Origin of the sequence: Nioella sp. MMSF_3534, assembly GCF_030732985.1 — a bacterium.
Classification (GTDB): domain Bacteria; phylum Pseudomonadota; class Alphaproteobacteria; order Rhodobacterales; family Rhodobacteraceae; genus Nioella.
In genome coordinates, this window is record NZ_JASHJX010000021.1 from 51,096 (window position 1) to 68,778 (window position 17,683).

General features: G+C 65.2%; 15 protein-coding genes and 1 tRNA gene. 2 read left to right on the forward strand and 14 right to left on the reverse strand.

Translation table 11 applies throughout. The features are described 5' to 3' along the window. Positions 1-2 precede the first annotated feature (2 nt). The 12 genes from xylA to RBB16_RS10655 form a co-directional block, all read right to left on the reverse strand. Positions 3-1,316 (reverse strand): xylose isomerase, encoded by a 1,314-nt coding sequence (gene xylA, locus RBB16_RS10600; RefSeq protein WP_306046143.1) that lies wholly within the window; start codon positions 1,314-1,316, stop codon positions 3-5. Then, the gene (xylB, locus tag RBB16_RS10605) at positions 1,313-2,764 is read right to left on the reverse strand and encodes a xylulokinase (protein WP_306046144.1); all 1,452 of its coding nucleotides are present in this window, start codon (positions 2,762-2,764) and stop codon (positions 1,313-1,315) included. The genes xylA and xylB overlap by 4 nt, the downstream gene beginning before the upstream one ends. A gap of 232 nt (positions 2,765-2,996) precedes the next feature. Beyond that, the gene (locus RBB16_RS10610) at positions 2,997-4,397 is read right to left on the reverse strand and encodes a TRAP transporter large permease (RefSeq protein WP_306046146.1); all 1,401 of its coding nucleotides are present in this window, start codon (positions 4,395-4,397) and stop codon (positions 2,997-2,999) included. A 12-nt stretch (positions 4,398-4,409) separates the two neighbouring features. Further along, positions 4,410-5,042, reverse strand: a complete 633-nt coding sequence (locus tag RBB16_RS10615; protein WP_306046147.1) for a TRAP transporter small permease — start codon at positions 5,040-5,042, stop codon at positions 4,410-4,412. Positions 5,043-5,124: 82 nt separating this feature from the next. Further along, a complete protein-coding gene (dctP, locus tag RBB16_RS10620; protein WP_306046148.1) occupies positions 5,125-6,135 on the reverse strand; it encodes a TRAP transporter substrate-binding protein DctP in 1,011 nt (336 codons plus the stop codon). A gap of 120 nt (positions 6,136-6,255) precedes the next feature. Continuing rightward, positions 6,256-7,395, reverse strand: coding sequence for a M20 aminoacylase family protein (locus RBB16_RS10625; protein WP_306046149.1), 1,140 nt, complete (start codon positions 7,393-7,395; stop codon positions 6,256-6,258). A 26-nt stretch (positions 7,396-7,421) separates the two neighbouring features. Continuing rightward, positions 7,422-8,765: a sigma-54 dependent transcriptional regulator gene (locus tag RBB16_RS10630; protein WP_306046150.1), complete on the reverse strand. Its 1,344-nt coding sequence runs from the start codon at positions 8,763-8,765 to the stop codon at positions 7,422-7,424. Beyond that, positions 8,762-10,486 (reverse strand): ATP-binding protein, encoded by a 1,725-nt coding sequence (locus RBB16_RS10635; RefSeq protein ID WP_306046151.1) that lies wholly within the window; start codon positions 10,484-10,486, stop codon positions 8,762-8,764. The genes RBB16_RS10630 and RBB16_RS10635 overlap by 4 nt, the downstream gene beginning before the upstream one ends. 68 nt (positions 10,487-10,554) lie before the next feature. Continuing rightward, positions 10,555-10,848, reverse strand: coding sequence for a hypothetical protein (locus RBB16_RS10640; RefSeq protein WP_306046152.1), 294 nt, complete (start codon positions 10,846-10,848; stop codon positions 10,555-10,557). Continuing rightward, positions 10,838-11,878 carry a hypothetical protein gene (locus RBB16_RS10645; RefSeq protein ID WP_306046153.1) on the reverse strand — a complete coding sequence of 347 codons (1,041 nt, stop codon included), beginning with the start codon at positions 11,876-11,878 and terminating at the stop codon, positions 10,838-10,840. The genes RBB16_RS10640 and RBB16_RS10645 overlap by 11 nt, the downstream gene beginning before the upstream one ends. Next, on the reverse strand, positions 11,878-12,282 hold the full coding sequence (locus RBB16_RS10650) for a DUF4383 domain-containing protein (RefSeq protein WP_306046154.1): 405 nt from the start codon (positions 12,280-12,282) through the stop codon (positions 11,878-11,880). Before RBB16_RS10650 ends, RBB16_RS10645 begins: the two co-directional genes overlap by 1 nt. Then, on the reverse strand, positions 12,279-13,766 hold the full coding sequence (locus RBB16_RS10655; protein ID WP_306046155.1) for an FAD-binding oxidoreductase: 1,488 nt from the start codon (positions 13,764-13,766) through the stop codon (positions 12,279-12,281). Before RBB16_RS10655 ends, RBB16_RS10650 begins: the two co-directional genes overlap by 4 nt. A 221-nt stretch (positions 13,767-13,987) precedes the next feature. Here RBB16_RS10655 and RBB16_RS10660 point away from each other — a divergent pair, with 221 nt between their 5' ends. Then, positions 13,988-14,860, forward strand: coding sequence for a MurR/RpiR family transcriptional regulator (locus RBB16_RS10660; protein WP_306046156.1), 873 nt, complete (start codon positions 13,988-13,990; stop codon positions 14,858-14,860). 62 nt (positions 14,861-14,922) lie between these two features. Here RBB16_RS10660 and RBB16_RS10665 read toward each other — a convergent pair. Further along, a tRNA-Met gene (locus tag RBB16_RS10665) sits at positions 14,923-14,999 on the reverse strand. A 136-nt stretch (positions 15,000-15,135) separates the two neighbouring features. Here RBB16_RS10665 and RBB16_RS10670 point away from each other — a divergent pair. Next, positions 15,136-16,551: an FAD-binding oxidoreductase gene (locus RBB16_RS10670; protein ID WP_306046157.1), complete on the forward strand. Its 1,416-nt coding sequence runs from the start codon at positions 15,136-15,138 to the stop codon at positions 16,549-16,551. 187 nt (positions 16,552-16,738) lie between these two features. On the opposite strand, the gene hemC is transcribed toward RBB16_RS10670, so the two are convergent. After that, a partial coding sequence (gene hemC / locus RBB16_RS10675; RefSeq protein ID WP_306046158.1) for a hydroxymethylbilane synthase occupies positions 16,739-17,683 on the reverse strand: 945 nt, incomplete at its 5' end.

Below are 17,683 nucleotides of genomic sequence, written 5' to 3' on the forward strand. Positions count from 1 at the left end.
CCTCAGACGAAGCGGTTCACGACGTTTTCAAGGTATTCCTGCTTGCCGGACACGGGCGCGGGGTTGATCCCCTCGGCCTCGACCCGCGCGGCAATATCCTCCAGCGAGCGGTCGCCGTTCAGCATCGCTTGCGCCTCAGGATCAGACCACCCTGCATAGCGATCCTCGACGAAGCCCGGCAGGGTGCCATCCTCGATCATCGCGGCGGCGGCTTTCAACCCGCGCGCGCAGATATCCATGCCGCCGATATGGGCGATCAGCAGGTCTTCCGGGTCCAACGACTGCCGGCGCAGCTTGGCGTCGAAATTGGTGCCGCCTGTGCTGAAGCCGCCGCCCTGCAGGATGTGGTAATAGGCCAGCGCCACCTCTGGCACGTTGTTGGGGAACTGGTCGGTGTCCCACCCGGACTGGTAGTCGTTCCTGTTCATGTCGATCGACCCGAAGATGCCAAGCGCCTGCGCCAGTGCGATTTCGTGCTCGAAGCTGTGGCCGGCAAGGATCGCATGCCCCTGCTCGATATTCACCTTCACCTCGCCTTCCAGCCCGTGGCGCTTGAGGAAGCCATAGACCGTGGCGACGTCGTAGTCATACTGGTGCTTGGTGGGTTCCTGCGGCTTGGGTTCGATCAGGATCGCGCCGTCGAAACCGATCTTGTGCTTGTACTCCACCACCATGTTCAGGAAGCGCCCGAACTGCGCGTCTTCTTGTGCAAGATTGGTGTTGAGCAGCGTCTCATAGCCCTCTCGCCCGCCCCACAGAACATAGTTTTCGCCCCCCAACCGGTGCGTCGCATCCATGCAGGATTTCACCGTCGCGGCAGCGAAGGCGAAGACATCGGGATCGGGGTTCGTGGCCGCCCCCGCCATGAAGCGGCGGTTCGAGAACATGTTGGCCGTGCCCCAGAGCAGCTTGACGCCGGTCTGATCCATCTTCTCGGCGAAGTAATCCGCGATCTGGTTCAGCGTGTCGCGGTTCTCGGCAAAGCTCGCACCATCGGGGCGGATGTCGAAATCGTGGAAGCAGAAATAGGGCACCTTCAGCAGGCTGAACATCTCAAACGCCACGTCGGCCTTGAGCTTCGACAGCGCCATCGTGTCGCCGGGAAACCACGGGCGTTCAAAGGTTTGCCCGCCGAACGGGTCGTTCCCCGGCCAGACAAAATTGTGCCAGTAGCAGGCCGCGAAGCGCAGGTGATCTTCCATGCGCTTGCCCATGACGATCTCATCCGGGTCGTAGTGGCGGAAGGCCAGCGGGTTGGCGCTGTCGGCGCCTTCGAACGGGATTTCGGTGATGTCTTTGAAGAATCCGGTGCTCATGTCATTGCAGCCTTGATAGAGGGGTAAAGGGCGCGGTAGCGGGCGTAGCTGTCGTCATAGGCCGCCTGCAGATCGCCGCGCGGGTCGATGGTGTCCGCCACATCAGGTGGCGTCATGGTGTCGTGAAGATCGGCCCCATCCGCGACCATAGCGAGCCGCGCCGCGCCAAGCGCCGCGCCGAATTCGCCCTTGGCGGGCAGGCGCAGGGGCAGGCCGAGAATGGTGGCGAGGCTTTCCAGCCAGAACCGTGATTGCGTGCCGCCGCCGATGGCGAGAACGGAGGACAGATCGGTGCCCGTGGACTTGAGCGCCTCCAGCGAATCCCGGAGCGCGAAGCTGACGCCTTCCATGACCGATTGGGTCAAGTTTTGTTGGTCCGATCCGATGTCGAGCCCGACAAATGCACCGCGTATATCGGCGTCATTGTGGGGCGTCCGTTCGCCAGACAGGTAAGGCAGGAAGAGCGTGCCTGAGGGGCCATTGATGCTGTCCGGCAAGCGGCCTGCAAGCGTGGCGGGGCTATCGTTCAGCGTCTTGGCCAGCCAGTTCAGGCAGTCGGTCGCAGCCAGGATCACACCCATCTGGTACCAGGTGTCCGGCACCGCGTGGCAGAAGCTGTGGACGGCGGTTTCGGGGGCGGGCGCGAAGCTGTTCTTCGCGGCCAGCAGCACGCCGGAGGTGCCGAGAGAGACGAAGCCGTCGCCCTCGCGGAAACACCCCACACCGCAGGCCGCGACGGCGTTGTCGCCGCCGCCACCTGCCACGACGACGGGGCCGGAAACGCCCCAGTCGGCGGCCAGATCGGCACGCAATTGGCCCGATGCTTCGCTGCCTTCCACAAGGCGCGGCATCTGGTCGGCACGCATATGACCGGCCTCCAGCAAGGCGGGAGACCAGTCGCGCTTGCCGACATCGAGCCAGCTGGTTCCGGCAGCGTCAGACATGTCAGATGCGTGCTCGCCGGTCAGCCAAAGCCTGAGATAATCTTTTGGAAGCAGCACCTTGGCCACCTTATCGAAGATCTCTGGCTCGTGCCGTTCGACCCATAAGAGCTTGGGCGCGGTAAAACCGGGGAAAACTATGTTGCCTGACAGATCGCGCACGTCGGGGGTTGCATCCAGCGCCGCCGCCTCTGCATGGGACCTTGTGTCGTTCCACAGGATACAGGGCCGCAGCACATTGTCCGCAGCATCCAACAGCGTCGCGCCGTGCATCTGGCCGGACAGGCCGATGCCGCGCAGGGCGGACAGGGCCTCTGGCACCTCCGCTTTCAGCTTGGCCATGGCGGCGCGGCATCCGTCGACCCAGTGGGCCGGGTCCTGCTCGCTGTGGCCGGGCGCGGGATGGCTGACGGGGGCGGCCTGCTCTGCCGAGGCGACAAGCGTTCCATCCGCATCGACGAGCACCGCCCGCAGGCCTGACGTGCCCAGATCCAATCCGAGATACATGGGTCCTCCCATGGTGTCCTCCCCGAACACCATATTTATTTTGATAGCTAAATTAATTTCATGGAGCGCGGCGTGAGTCAAGGCCCCGCATCTCGCCCCAACGCCGAAAACAGGGGGGTGCCATGCGTACACCCCCTGTACACCCCCCGTGCACCCCCCGTGCATACCAAACGCGAAAACGGCGACCAGGGATATTCCTGGCCGCCGCCTCCAATTCTTATGCAAGATCAGGTTACATCTGGCTCGGCAGCCACAGCACGATCCACGGGAACGCGACGAGGAGCGCAATGGTGATCGCGTCGGCGATGAAGAAGGGCGTCACCCCCTTGAACACGTCCTGCACGCTGAGGTCATCGCGCACCCCGGCCACCACGAAGCAGTTCAATCCGATGGGGGGTGTGATCAGGCAGAACTCTGCCATCTTCACCACGAGGATGCCGAACCAGACCGCGCACATGGTGCCGGACATGCCGAAGGTGCTGGCCTCTGCCGTCACGTTCATGCCGCCGTTCAAAGCCATGACCGCCGGGAACACCACGGGCAGGGTCAGCAGCAGCATCCCGATCGCATCCATGAACATGCCAAGGACGGCATAGGCCAGCAGGATGCAGATCAGGATCAGCATCGGCGACATGTGCAGCGTCGTCAGCCAGTCAGCGAAGGCACCGGGCAGGTCGGCAAAACCCAGGAAGCGGACATAGATCAGCACGCCCCAGATGATCGTGAAGATCATGACGGAGAGCTTGGCGGTTTCCAGCAGCGCCTCCTTCAGCTGCGGCCAGCGCATGCCCCGGTAGAGCGCCATCAGGAAGACGATGAACGCCCCGATCGCGCCGCCTTCTGTCGGGGTGCCCCAGGCGTCGCCGCCGAAGGGGTTGTAGACGAAGAAGATGATGATCACGACGACCGCCACGATGGGAAGCGCCGGCGGCAGGGAGGTGAAGCGTTCCTTCCAGGTGAAGCCGGTCACGGGCGGGCCGAAATTCTTCAGCGTCATGGCCATGCCGACGATCAGCAGCGTGTAGACCACCGCAGAAAACACACCGGGGATGAAGCCCGCCAGCAGCAGGCGGCCCACATCCTGTTCCACGATGATCGCGTAGATCACGAGGATGGCCGATGGCGGGATCAGTGAGGCGAGCGTGCCCGCCGCCGCCACGACGCCCGCCGCAAAGCGCTTGTCATAGCCCACGGCCAGCATCTCCGGGATCGCGATGCGGGCGAAGACGGCGGAGGTTGCAACAGACGCCCCCGACACGGCGGCAAAGCCCGCGGTGGCGAAGACGGTCGAGACAGCCAAGCCGCCGGGCACCCAGGCGAACCAGCGTTTGGCGGCTTCAAACAGCGCCTTGGTCAGCCCTGCGTGATAGGCGAGATAGCCGATCAGGATGAAGGTGGGGATGAGGCTGAGCGCCTGGCTGGAGATTTTCGAATGGGGCACCTGCCCCGCTGTCTTCACCGCCACGGTCAGCGCCCAGAGGAAATCCTCGGGGTCATAGCCCCGGCGGCTCCAGAAGATCCAGATCAGGCCGACGAGGCCCGAGAGACCAGCGGCGAAAGCCACGCGCATCCCGAGGATGACAAGCACCAGCATGCCGCCCGAGACGATGAGGCCGATTTGAATGGGTTCCATGTCTCTGCCCCCTCAGTCGTCGCTGCCGGAAACCTGGGCGGCTTCCATCGCGGCTTGGGTGGCGGCATCTGCGTGCAGAGGAACTCCCACGGGTTGATCCTCGCCCCGGATCAGCGCCCGGCCATAGACGAACACCTGCAACGCAAGACGCAGGCAGATGACGAAGAAGGCCACCGGCACCACCAGCTTGGCGGGCCAGAGCGGCAGGCGGATATCCATGGAACTGTCACGGCTCCACCACGGTTCGTTGAAGTCGAAACTGCGCTGGAAATGCGCCCAGGAGCCCCAGACGAGCAGCACCATCAGGATGAGGATGGCGAGCGTGGTGACGAGCTCCGCCGCCCACATGGGACGGCCGCGCAGATTGCCGACCAGCAGGTCCATGCGGATATGGCCACCTTCACGCTGCGTATAGGCGATGCCCATGATCGCAATCAGCGGCATCGCCTGTTCGATCCAGTCCACGTAACCGGGGATCGGCTGCGAGAAAAAGTTGCGCCCGCCGACCGAGATCACGGCGAGGATCATCAGCGAAAAGACCGCGAGGCCACTGACGAGCGCCATTTTGCGCTCCAGCCACAGCAGGGATTGGTCGAGACGGCTGACGAGGCTGTCATCGGACAGCACGAGGGAAGCTCCGGCCATTGATGGCTCTCCTTGAATGGATGTTCCCGAAAGAAAAACCCCGCCCGAAGCGTGTCCGGGCGGGGTTGTCAGGCGCGCGGGCTCAGTTGCCCTCGGCGATCAGGCCGGTGACGAAATCGTAGAGCTCCTGCGCGGGCAGGCCGCGGGCATTGTTTTCTTCGATCCAGGCAGCAGCGGCGGGGGCGGCGGCGGCCTCACGGAAGGCGGCAAGTTCAGCGTCCCCGAAGGTGATCCGCTCGATCCCGCGTTCGTCCAGCGCCGGGCCCCATGCGGCCATGGTCTGATCGTTGTAGTAGTCCAGATAGTGCTGCATCGCCTCGTCCACGGCACCCATCAGGATCTCGCGCTCGCCATCCGACAGAGCGTCGAGCGCGTCGGTGTTCACCACAACCGGGCAGTTCACGGTGCCGGGGTTGAGGTTGGTGGTCCACCACTCGCCGGATTCGATGGTGCCGAAAGACATATGGGCGTGGGGCGCGAAGCTGACAGCCTGAACAACACCGCTATCGAGCGCCTGGCGCACTTCGGTCGCGGTCATCGAGGTGGGGACGGCGCCGATCGCGGACATGGCCGCGCCGATACCACCGGTTGCACGCACGGCCATACCGGCGAAGTCCTCGACCGACGACGGCGCGTCGCCCCGACCGACGAAATTGTACTGCGGCAGCGGAGACGGCATCAGCAGCGTCGCGTTCCAGCGGGCGAGGTCAGCCACCACGGCGGGATGCTGGTAAAGCGCCATGGACACCTCGGCCTCCTGCTCCAGCGAGCTCATGCCAAGGAATGGCAGCTCCAGCACAGTGATCGAGGGGTTCTTGTCGGCGTGGTAGCCGGCACAGAACTGAGCCATCTCGAAGGCGCCGATGGAGATGCCGTCGAGGTTCTCGCGGTTGCCCGACAGGCCGCCATAGGAAATGTTCATGGTGAATTCACCGCCGGAACGTTCGGCGACCAGCTCCGCCAGCCGTTCCACATGTTCAGTGAAGGCGCGGCGCGCGCCCCAGACGGATACGTTCCATTCGGTGGCGAAAGCCTCGGCTGCAAAGCCAACGGTCAGGGCGGCCACTGCGGTGGCCGTGAGTGTCTTTTTCATGATGTCCTCCCAATTGATCACACGTTGCGTGGATGAGGGGAGTATGGGGGACCGCCCGCGCGCCTGCCTATGAAGGAAACCGCGCGCATGGGCGGCCCCGGTCTGCGGAATTCCGCAGGGTCAGGTTTCGGGCAATCGGGCGCGGGCAATGGCAGCGTGGACCTGCGCCCCGTGGATCAACGCCGCATCGTTGAAATCGTAGTCCGGGGCGTGCAGGGGGGCGCTGCTTTCGCCATTGCCAATGAAGGCGAAGCAGCCGGGGACGTGGGTGAGGAAGCGGGCGAAATCCTCTGATCCCGTCATCGGTTCGGGGCGCGTCTGCGTGGCGGAGGAGATGGGCGCGACGGCCTGCATCATCGCCTCGGCCAGTTCCGGGTCGTTGATGGTGGGCACGAATTCGCGGTCGTATCTGACCTGCGCGGTGACGCCGTACTGGGTGGCGATGCCTGCCGCGATCCGGCGCATCTCTTCTTCGATCTTGGCCGAGGTTTCGGGGCTGAAGCTGCGGGCATCGCCCAGAATGCGGGCGTGACCGGGCAGCGCGTTGCGGGTGCCATCGGTGATCAGTTCAGTGACGGAAACCACGGCGGTTTGCGTGGGCGCGATGCGGCGCGAGACGATGGTTTGCAGGTCCATCACCAGCGCGCAGGCGGGCACCATGACCTCTCGCCCCCAATGGGGGCTGGAGGCGTGGCCGCCCTGCCCGGTCAGGGTGATCTCGAAGATGTCTTCCGCCGACATGATCGGGCCGGGGCGGGTCTCAAAGTGGCCCACGGGCAGGCCGGGCATGTTGTGGAGGCCATAGACCTCGTCAAAGGGGAAGCGCTCCATGAGGCCATCTGTCAGCATGGCCAGCGCGCCTTGCCCCCATTCCTCTGCCGGTTGGAAGAGGAACCGGATAGTGCCATCGAACCCGCCTTCCTCGGCCAGCAGTTGCGCCGCGCCAAGCAGCATGGACGTATGCCCGTCATGGCCGCAGGCGTGCATGGTGCCGGGGGTCTGCGAGGTATAGGCCGCGCCGGTGGTTTCGGTGATCCTTAGCGCGTCCATATCGGCGCGGAGCGCAATGGCGCGGTTCGACGTCCCACGTTTCAGGGTGCCGACAACGCCGGTACCGCCGATACCCTCCGCCACCTCCAGCCCCAGCCCGCGCAGGGTCTCGGCCACGAATGCCGCCGTGCGGACCTCCTCGAACCCGAACTCGGGGTGACGATGCAGGTCGTGCCGCCAATGGGTCATTTGGCTTTCGAGGTCTTTCATGGGCAGGCTCCTTTGCGGGGACCAGACTAAAGCAGCGCGTCCTTGTCGAGCCCCAGTTTGACGATCTTTTCATTCAGCGTGCGCCGCCCGATGCCGAGCGCTTCGGCAACCGCGTCCATGCGGCCCTCGTGCGCCTTGATCGCCTTGCCGATCAGTTCGCGTTCAAAGACGGCAACAGCTTCGCGCAACGTATCAGGGACATCTTCGGGCGTCTGATCGGAGCGGATCGCCTCAGCCACCGATCCGCGCCCGCGGCGGGCGGCCAGAATACGGCGCTCGGCGGCGTTCCTGAGTTCCCGGACATTGCCCGGCCAGTCATGGGCCAGCAGCGCGGCCATGTCGTCATGGGTCAGGTCGGGTGCGGCCACCTCGTAGATGCGGGCGTATTGGGTCAGGAAATGGGTGAAGAGCAGGCCGATATCGTCGCGGCGCGCACGGAGCGGTGGCAGGGTCAGTACCACGGTGTTGAGGCGAAACAGCAGATCCTGACGCAAACGGCCCTCCGCCACCGCCTGATCGGCGTCCTCATTGGTGGCAGAAATCACCCGCAGGTCGAGCCTGACCGGCGTGGTCGCGCCGATGGGGGTCAGTTCCTTTTCCTCGATCACGCGCAGCAGCTTGGCTTGCTCCGGCAGGGGGCAGGCGGCGATTTCGTCAAGGAAGAGCGTGCCGCCATTGGCCGCCACCAGACGCCCGGTGGCCTCGCCCTTCACACCGAACATCTCGGCTTCAAACGTGGCCTCGGCGATGGCGGCACAATTAAGCGCCAGGAAGGGCGCATCGGCGCGCGGGCCAAGGTCATGCAGGGCGCGGGCCACCACCTCTTTCCCGGTGCCGGTTTCGCCCTGCAACAGCACCGGCGCGGGCGTGTCGGCAAGGTCCAGAACATCCTGCCGGACGCGGGTGATATCGCCGGTGCCGCCAAGCAGAACCCGGTCGAGGCCCGAGAGCCGCGCCAGCCTTTGTTTCAGCCGTTCGGTGCCCCTGGCCATGCGGTGCTGGTCTGCGGCGTGGCGCAGGATCGACAGCAGACGGCGCGGGTCATAGGGCTTCTCGACGAAGCTATAGGCCCCGTTCTGGATCGCCTGCACCGCCATGGGAATGTCGCCATGGGCCGAGATCAGCACCATGGGCGGCGTCGTTGCGCGGTCGAGGCTGTCCAGCAGCTCCAGCCCCGACATGCCCGGCATGCGCACGTCCGACAGGATCACGTCGGGCATGAGTTTGGGCAGCAGCTCGGCCACCTGCGTGGCACGCGGCAGCGCCTCGGTGCGCCATCCCGCGGCCTCCAGCAGATCGACCAGAGAGGCGCGCATGGATTTGTCATCGTCCACGATCAGGACCGACAGCGCGGTGTCCTTGGCGTTCATTCCGCGGCCTCCTTTGCGGTGTCGGCCAGCGGAATGTCGACGCGGAAGACCGCGCCGCCGCCATCGCGGTTGCGGGCGGTCATGGCCCCGTGATGTTCCTTCACGATCCCGGCGGAAATTGCGAGACCAAGCCCCATGCCCTGCCCGGATTCGCGGCTGGTGACGAAGGGTTCCTGAAGCTCCGGCAGGCTGGACTGGCCGAGACCATGGCCCCGGTCCGCAACCTCGAACCAGCCTGTGCCTGCATCCGCCCCCACCCGCACGGTCAGGTCGCGGGGGGTGCTGTCCTCCATCGCGTCCATGGCATTGCGCAGCAGGTTGACCATCACCTGTTCGATCCGCAGCGCGTTGCCCTGAACCGTGACGGGGGCGGGCTCAATTTCTTCTACAAGATTGATCTGCAGCGCCTCGATATTCGGCGCAACCAGTTTCAGCGCCTCGCGCATGGCCTGGCCCAGATCGACGGGTTTCAGCGCATCCTCGCCCGGATTAGCAAAGAACTTGAGTTGCCGCGTGATGCCCTCCATCCGTTCCACAAGGCCGGTGAGTTGCGGAAGCGCGCGGTCGCTGCCGCCGATTTCCGCCGCCGCCAGATGGTTGCGCATGGCGGTGATGGGCTGGCCCAGTTCATGCGTGACCGAGGCCGCGAGCTGCCCAAGCGCGGCCAGACGGCTGGCGCGGGCCAGTTCATCGCGGGTGCGCGACAGGCGGCGTTCGGCGGCGCGGCGGTCTTCGATCTCGACGGCCAGCAGGTCATGGGCGCGGCGCAGTTCGGCCTCTTCCGTCTCCAGCGCCCGCAGAGCGGCCTGGGTCTGCGCGTTCCGGCGCATCAGGAAGACCAGCGCCACGCCACCCGCGATGACGACGGCCAGTACCGTGGCCAGCCAACTGCGCGTCGTCACCGGATCGGTGCTGGCGAAATAGTGCAACTGCCAGCCATGGGGCAGATCGTCGGTGGCAAGGTGGATGACCTCCCCCCCTGCAATCACCGCGCTGTCACCCTGCCCTTCCCGCCAATCGAGCGGGTCGAGCGGCTGGCCGGGGAACTGCCGGGTTTCGGCAATCGCGGCGCGCTGATCGGCGTCGAGCGGCGTGAGCGTGCGGTAGCGCCAATCGGGGTTGGAGGCGAGCAGCACCACCCCGTCGGCATTGGTCAGGAGCACCTGTTCACCGCCCTCGCGCCAGCTGTTTTCCAGCCGCGTGAGGTCGATCTTGATGGCGATGACGCCCAGGGCCTCGCCCAGATCGGACACCACGGAATCGGCGATGAAATAGCCCGGCAGACCGGTGGTGGCACCGATGCCGTAGAACCGGCCCTGCCCGCCTTCCATCGCCTCCTGAAAATAGGGACGGAAGGAGTAATTCTGACCGACGAAGCTGCTGGCGCTGCCCGCGTTTGAAGCCGAAATCGTCAGCCCTTCGAAATCCATCAGGTAGATGGCGTCGAGGCCGGACTGGCTGGCGAAAGAGGCCAGCCGCCCGTCCAGCGGGGCCGTGGGCCCGCCGCTGGCGGTTTCCATGACGAACGGATCGCGGGCGAGGACAAAGGTCAGGTGCGAGAACCGGTCAAGCTCCGCCACCACTGTGGAGCGGTAGAGCGACAGGCGGCCCTCGGCGCGCGTCACCTCCTCGGACCGGAAATAGCGCGACGACAGCACATAGGCCCCGGACGCGAAGGCCAGGAACAGCAGCGAGAACAGGATGGTGCGGGTGACGGTCATGCCCCTCCCCGGCTGTGGCGTCATCTGGGAACAGGCTTAGCCGAAAGGGCGGGGATGTCAAAACGCCTTCAGCGCGGGTCGGGCAAAGGCAGGCAGCCGGGCAGGCCCGCGGGCAGCACCCAGGGCGCGCCTGCATTGTAGAGACGGCGGGCCATATCGGGGCTGTCACTGACCAGCGTCACGGTGAGGCCATTTGCGGCCACGACCGACAGATCGGCGGGCAGTCGGGCGATAAATCCCTCGGGTGGGAACATCACCACCGCCCCCGGTGCGGCATCGGAAAAGCGCATGACGAGGGTGAGGACCAGAAGCCAGCTGGCGACCAGCAGCGGCAGCACCAGCAGAACCCGCCTAATAATCATGGATATGTTCCAGCGTGACCCCGCGCGCCTCCAGCCCGCGCAGGGTACCGGCCAGATCGGTGACGGGGATCAACAGCAGGTGCCGGTATTCGCCATAGCCCTGCCGGGGGAAGCTGTGCAGCGCCTCTGCCATGGTCGCATCAGTGGAGGTCACGGTCAGCAGGATATCGTCATTGCCCGCAATCTCCACGAAATCGACGCCCGCCCCAGCCATCCGTGCCATCAGATGCGTGAGTTCCCGGTAGCGGGGCGTTTCCAACTCCAGCCCCTCGGGGCGTTCGGCGATGATGTCCACGTCCGGCAAGGGCTCGGGCAGGTCGCTGACGATCATCCTGAGCCGCAGCTCGTCAAACCCGGTGCTGGCGACCGCCGCCGCGATGACCTGCGCGTAGGCCGCCTTGGCGCGGAATTCGAGGCCAAGCGCGATGCTGCGTTCCCGGTCGCGCAGGCTGTCGCCCGCAGCATCCCGCAGCGCCTGCGCGTCGGCGGTGAAATCCCACCGATACCACGGCACCTGTTGCAGGAAACGCGCGTAACGGCCCGCCTGATCGGCGGAAAGTTCATCCAGCGGCGCGCGCTCCGTCCCGCGCAGCCATGTGAACACGCGGCCCACGGTTTCCTCATAGGCCGCTTTCAGCAGCAGTTCGGCGGTGAAGCTGACGCCGATCACATGCACCATCTGCCGGGTCGGGCCATCGACCCCGCCATGGGCGGCGGAGGCTTCCGTCAGGGCACAGAGCGACGACCAGTAGCCGGTGATCGCCTGCAGGAAGTTGAAATCATGCGGGTCGCCGGTGCGGATGACCTCGGCGTAATCGTCATAGGCATGGACGATATGCCATTCCGGGTAGGTCATCAGGGTACGGGATTCGGTGCGGTGATGTTCCGGCGGCAGGAGTGCTGTGTAATCTGGGGCCACAGCCTGCCCCCGGCACATGGTTTCGACGTAAATGACAGGCGACAACAGCCCCAGCACCACCACGACAAGCGCGATGATCAGCCGTTTCAGCCAGCGCCACAGAAACCGCATCAGTCGCGCCCCAGCCTCAGCCCCGACCAGAGCGCGAAGCCGCCAAGGGCCAGATGCGGCAGGTTGGCGAGGACGCGGGGCAGCGAGATATCCATGCCGAGGGACTCGTTGGTGAAGATGCCGAGGTCCAGATAGCCCCAGCCGGTGAAGAACCCGAACACCCCGTCGCCCAGATAGGCCGCGCCGAAAAGGATCAGGAAGGTCCGCGCCGCGCGGGACGAGATGAAGGCAGAGGCCAGCGCCCAGAGGGCCGAGACGACGTGCAGGGAATCGTCGAAGATATCGAGCGCGAAGATCCCGAAGGCGAGCCCGTTTTCATCGGTGAGGCCAGGGATGTAGTTCAGCGACGCCGCAAGCATCAGCGCCACGAAATAGCCGATACAGATCTTTTGCAGGATGTTCATAGCGCCCCCAGATAGCTGTCCCAGAGATTGTTGCGGAAGATGAGACCCGGGTCGAGTTCCCGCTTCGCCGCCGCGAATTCCGGTGCGCGCGGATAGGTCGCCACCAGCTGATCCACCGTCGGATGGGGCCGGTAGGGCAGGTAATAGCTTGCACCGAACTCGATCATCCGGTCGATGAGGTCACGGGTCATGCGGGCCATGTCGGCCTCGGCCCTTTCCGTCATTTCCTGACTGAAGCTCATGACCGCGGCGATCCGGTCAACCGGCGCATAGGAGAGCCAGCTTTCGTCATCGCGCGCCACATGGCGCAGGGTGACGTTCAGAAACTCCTGATACGAACCGGGAATCACGTCCCAACAGGCGGTCAGGAAATCGTCGAACCGGTCGGGGGCGACGAAGTATTCGTGCAGGATATCGGTGCGCGTCGGGTTGCGGTCGTCGAGCGTCTGCACGGGCTCGTTCATCAGGCTGTTGCGTGTCGCAGGCCCGTCGCCAAGGGCGGGGCCAACCACGGTTTCCGTCCACCAGCGCAGGCGTTTCATCGGCTCGTTCCCAAGCTGCCAGCGATAGATATAGCTGGCGAGGTGGGACATGATGCCGGAGCCTTCGGCGGCGGGCAGGTCGGACTGGTCGGGATCGGGGCGGTAGCTGACCAGGAGCGCATCTTCGAAGAACCGGTCACGATCAACGTTCAGGCGGCCATAGGCCATGGGCACCTCGCCCGAGCGGATCGCGCCATCGAACGCGGCGGGGAAATCGCCCGCTTGCATGGTCTCAAAACTGGGGACCAGCCGCTGGTTCGGGACCATCTCGACCTCCATGTCGATGATCGCACCGGTCAGCCCGTAACCGCCCATGGTCATGCCGAAGAGATCGGCATTCTCGGTCCGCGAACAGGTCACCAGATCGCCCGAGGGCAGCACCATGCTGAAGCTGCGCACCGTCGATCCCATCGGGCCCCAGGGCACCGGCCAGCCATGGGCGTTGACGCAGAAGGTGGCGGCCACACCGAAATCGTGGTTCGACTGCATGACCTTGGGCGAATACCCGATGGGATCAAGCGCCGCGATGATCTGCGACCAGCGGGCCCCGGCATGGGTGCGATAGGTGCCATTGGCCGTGTCGGGCTCCACCATGTCATTGTCGAAGGTGATCGCATGGCCCTCTCGCGGGATCGCCTGCCCGCCCATGGAATGGCGCGCGGCGCCGATATTGACCGGGCGGCCCTCGGCGGCGGCCTCGCGGATCTCGGCCCGGATCGCTGCAATCAGCGTCTCGCCGGAGTCTTGGGACAGGGTGATATGGCGGTGAATCGGCGTCTGGGACAGGCCGCTTGCATCGTTCAGCACGCCCTCCCCCGGCGTCGGGTGGGTCAGCCAGACCCCATCAAGCACTGGCAGATGACTGCCAAAGCGGCGTGCGCCGTACCATCCTGCGGCCCCACCTGCGCCAAGCAGCAGGGCCCGTCGTGAAATCGCACCCATGGGTCTCCTCCCTATGATGCCAGTCCACAGCCCTCGGGCTGCGGCGTGACACACACATAGGTATCGCACAACTGCCGCGCGAGTAAGGATAACCTGACCCGCGAGCATGTCGGGCGTTTTCCCCGAGGGACGCGAGAAACCCCTTGATCGAGCGCGAACTGCAATGGACATTGCAGGATGTTCCCGGCCATTGCGACGACCGAACGATCAGGAGGATCAGGATGACATCGGACAAGGCACCGGCAGATTACGAAGACCTGATCCGGCTGATCCATGACCGCCATGGGCAGATGAGCAAGACCTATCAGAAGATCTCGCTCTACCTGACGCAGAACCCCAATGACGTGGCGGTGCTGTCGGTCAACGCCATTGCGGAACATTGCGGAATCCATGCCTCCAGCTTCGTGCGCTTTGCGCAGTCGCTCGGCTATTCCGGCTTCAAGGAATTGCAGGCCCTGTTCCAGAAACGCCTGTCCACCGCGGCACCGGGATTCGAAGCCCGGGTCAAGGCGCTGGATGCGGAACTGCTGGCCTCCGCGGACGGGTCCGACGCCACCTTCCTGCGCGATCTGGTGGTGCGGGATATCGCCTCGCTTCAGGATCTGGTGACCGCCATCGACCCCGCAGACCTGGCCCGCGCGGCAGAGTTGCTGCACATGGCGGATGTGATCTTCCTGGTGGGGCAGCTACGGTCCGCCCCGGTGGTGGAACTGTTGCGCTATATCCTGACCATGCTGGGCAAACGCTGCATCCTGCTGGACAGCGGCGGCGGCCTGGCCACCCATGTCGGTCGCACCATGCGGCAGGGCGACGTCCTGCTGGCCGTGTCATTCCGGTTCTACGCCAACGAGGTGGTGAGCATCGTGGATGAAGCCGCCAAGGCGGGGATTCCGGTTGTCGCCGTTTCGGACAGCACATTGAGCCCGCTGGCCAAATCCGCGAGCGTCCTATTTCCGGTGCCGGAACACGACTACAGCTTTTCCCGCTCGCTCGCCGCGCCCATGTGCCTGGCGCAGGCCCTGGCGCTCTCGGTCGCGGCAAGGGTGCAGACGGATGACACCGACCCGCGTATCCCGACGGTCACCGGACCGTGAACGAGAGCGCAGGACAGGCAGATAATCCGCGCCTGAAGCTTTGATCTGGAGATGGGGGAAGATGGTGGCGGTGCAGGGACTTGAACCCCGGACACGCGGATTATGATTCCGCTGCTCTAACCAACTGAGCTACACCGCCGAACGGGGGGCTAGGTATGACAGCCTCGGGATGGCGTCAAGCCAGAAAATCGCCCATTTCGGGATACGGGGCGGAAACTCCCCTTCCCGTTCATCCCCCCTTGCACGGGCGACGGAATGGCCGCAACGTCCCGATCATGGAACACGATCACATCCTCGCCCAACTGGAGCAGATCCTCGGCCCCGGCAAGCTGGTCACCGGCACGGATATGGCACGCTGGTCCAGCGACTGGAGCGGCGAGGAACGATGGACGCCGCTGGCCGTCGCGCGGCCCGACTGCGCCCAAGAGGTGGCCGCCATCATGCGGCTTGCAAATGACTTGCGTGTGCCCGTGGTGCCGGTGTCCGGCAATACCGGCATGGCAGGCGGCACCTTCGCCGAGGGTGCGATCATGCTGTCGATGGACAGGATGAACCGCATTCGGGACATTCGCCCCGAAGCCCGGATCGCGGTGGCGGAGGCCGGGGTCATCCTGTCCGATCTGCACGCGGCGGTAGAAGCGCAAAACCTGATCTTTCCCCTGTTTTTCGGCGCGCGCGGGTCGGCTATGCTGGGGGGCGCGCTGTCCACCAATGCCGGCGGATCGAATGTCCTGCGCTACGGCAATGCCCGCGCGCTTTGCCTGGGGGTCGAAGTGGTGACACCCACGGGCGAGGTGATGGACCTGATGAGCGCGCTTCACAAGGACAACTCCGGCTATGACCTGCGCGATCTGGTGATCGGGGCCGAGGGCACCTTGGGCATCATCACTGCCGCCGTGGTAAAGCTGTTCCCCAAGCCACGCGCCTATGCCACCGCCATGGTGGCGACGGCCACGATCGACGACGCGATAAGCCTGCTGCATGCGTTGCAGGCCGAGACCGGCGGCGCGGTAGAGGCGTTCGAATACATGCCCGGCGCCTATCTGGACGCATTCAAGACCCGCTATCCCGACGCCCGCCTGCCCTTTGCAGACCGGCACGAGGTCAATGTACTGGTGGAGGTGGGCGCGGTCTCCGACCGCGATGCCCTGCCGGGAGCCGACGGCGTCGTGCCGATCGCCGCGCATCTGGAGACCGTTCTGGTGGCCGCGATGGAAGCCGGAGGCGTCCTCGATGCGGTTGTGGCCCAGAACGAGGCACAGCGGGCCGAGATGTGGGCGCGGCGGGAGGCGGCGGCGGAACTGGCGCTGTTGAAGCTGCCCTTCGTCGACAATGACGTGGCCGTGCGGCCCGACCTGATGCAGGAGCTGCTGGAGCGGATCGAACGCCGCGCGCGGGCGTTGGACCCCGGCATGGACTTCCTGAACGTCGCGCATCTGGGCGACGGCAACCTGCATTTCGCAGGCTGGCCCTCATCGCCGGATCAAGCGCTGATGAAGGCCATCTCGCGCGCCGTGGAGGAGGAGGTCATCGCGCTTGGCGGGTCATTCTCGGCCGAACACGGGGTGGGGGTGCTGAAGCGGTCCGCCATGGCGGCGCACAAGGACCCGGTTGCGCTGGCGGTGATGGGCCGGATCAAGACGGCGCTTGACCCCAATGGCATCCTCAATCCCGGCAAGGTCATTCCCTGAGGCATCAGCTTGGCCACGCGGCCTGAGGGGCGCGTTTCCCCGGCGTTGCCTCATGCGCCCTGCGTCGCTTCGTTCTGTCTCGATGCAGGCCGTAAAACGCTCTTGCAAGAGCGTTTCCGGGGGCTCTGCCCCCGTCGCTTCGCGACTCCCCCGAGGTATTTGGGCCAAGATGAAAGCGAAGGCGGGCTCAAGCGATCCAGTCGAAGAAACCGGGACCGGCCCGGTCGCGCAGGCGCATCGCCATGTCCTTGCCCGCAGCGGCCCCGTCTTGAACCGGAGCGGTGATGTCGTCCGACAGAACCTCCGAGCCGTCGGGGCGCAGGATTTCGCCGCGCAGACGCAGGGTGGAACCGTTCAGCTCTGCAAGGCCGGCAATGGGCGTTTCGCAAGACCCGTCGAGCCCGGCGAGGAAAGCCCGCTCGGCCGCGAGCCGCTGACCGGTTTCGCGATCATGGATCGCGGCAAGCATGTCGGCGGCGCGGCTGTCATCCCCGCGCCGTTCGATCCCGATGGCCCCTTGCGCCACGGCGGGCAGCATATCCTCGACCGCGATCGGAGCCTTGGCGACATCGGCCATCCCAAGCCTGCGCAGCCCGGCCATTGCCAGGAAGGTGGCATCGGCCACGCCATCGCCAAGCTTCTTCATCCGCGTCTGCACATTGCCCCGGAACTCCACCACCTTCAGATCGGGACGACGCGCGCGCAGCTGTGCCCGGCGGCGCAGGGACGAGGATCCGACAACGGAACCTTCGGGAAGGTCCGCCAGCCCGGCGCAGTTGAGTGACACGAAGGCATCGCGCACGTCCTCTCGCGGAAGGTAGCAGTCCAGCACCAGCCCCGCCGGTTGCAGCACCGGCATATCCTTCATCGAATGCACCGCGATGTCGATGGCGCCTGCCAGCATCGCCTCTTCGATTTCCTTGGTGAACAGCCCCTTGCCGCCCAGTTCTTTCAGCGGCTTGTCCGCGTCGATGAGCGCTCGGTTGTCGCCGGTCGTCTTGATCACCACGATTTCGAACGCCTCTTGCGGCAGATCGAAGGCAGCGGCCAGACGGTCGCGCGTTTCATGGGCCTGGGCCAGCGCCAGCGGCGAGCCGCGCGTGCCGATCTTGAGGGGTTGGGCGGGGGTGGG

What these genes read in the sequence shown, in the direction of transcription:
- xylA (WP_306046143.1), bottom strand. Translation starts at nt 1,316, where the DNA reads ATGAGCACCGGATTCTTCAAAGACATCACCGAAATCCCGTTCGAAGGC.
- xylB (WP_306046144.1), bottom strand. Translation starts at nt 2,764, where the DNA reads ATGTATCTCGGATTGGATCTGGGCACGTCAGGCCTGCGGGCGGTGCTC.
- RBB16_RS10610 (WP_306046146.1), bottom strand. Translation starts at nt 4,397, where the DNA reads ATGGAACCCATTCAAATCGGCCTCATCGTCTCGGGCGGCATGCTGGTG.
- RBB16_RS10615 (WP_306046147.1), bottom strand. Translation starts at nt 5,042, where the DNA reads ATGGCCGGAGCTTCCCTCGTGCTGTCCGATGACAGCCTCGTCAGCCGT.
- dctP (WP_306046148.1), bottom strand. Translation starts at nt 6,135, where the DNA reads ATGAAAAAGACACTCACGGCCACCGCAGTGGCCGCCCTGACCGTTGGC.
- RBB16_RS10625 (WP_306046149.1), bottom strand. Translation starts at nt 7,395, where the DNA reads ATGAAAGACCTCGAAAGCCAAATGACCCATTGGCGGCACGACCTGCAT.
- RBB16_RS10630 (WP_306046150.1), bottom strand. Translation starts at nt 8,765, where the DNA reads ATGAACGCCAAGGACACCGCGCTGTCGGTCCTGATCGTGGACGATGAC.
- RBB16_RS10635 (WP_306046151.1), bottom strand. Translation starts at nt 10,486, where the DNA reads ATGACCGTCACCCGCACCATCCTGTTCTCGCTGCTGTTCCTGGCCTTC.
- RBB16_RS10640 (WP_306046152.1), bottom strand. Translation starts at nt 10,848, where the DNA reads ATGATTATTAGGCGGGTTCTGCTGGTGCTGCCGCTGCTGGTCGCCAGC.
- RBB16_RS10645 (WP_306046153.1), bottom strand. Translation starts at nt 11,878, where the DNA reads ATGCGGTTTCTGTGGCGCTGGCTGAAACGGCTGATCATCGCGCTTGTC.
- RBB16_RS10650 (WP_306046154.1), bottom strand. Translation starts at nt 12,282, where the DNA reads ATGAACATCCTGCAAAAGATCTGTATCGGCTATTTCGTGGCGCTGATG.
- RBB16_RS10655 (WP_306046155.1), bottom strand. Translation starts at nt 13,766, where the DNA reads ATGGGTGCGATTTCACGACGGGCCCTGCTGCTTGGCGCAGGTGGGGCC.
- RBB16_RS10660 (WP_306046156.1), top strand. Translation starts at nt 13,988, where the DNA reads ATGACATCGGACAAGGCACCGGCAGATTACGAAGACCTGATCCGGCTG.
- RBB16_RS10670 (WP_306046157.1), top strand. Translation starts at nt 15,136, where the DNA reads ATGGAACACGATCACATCCTCGCCCAACTGGAGCAGATCCTCGGCCCC.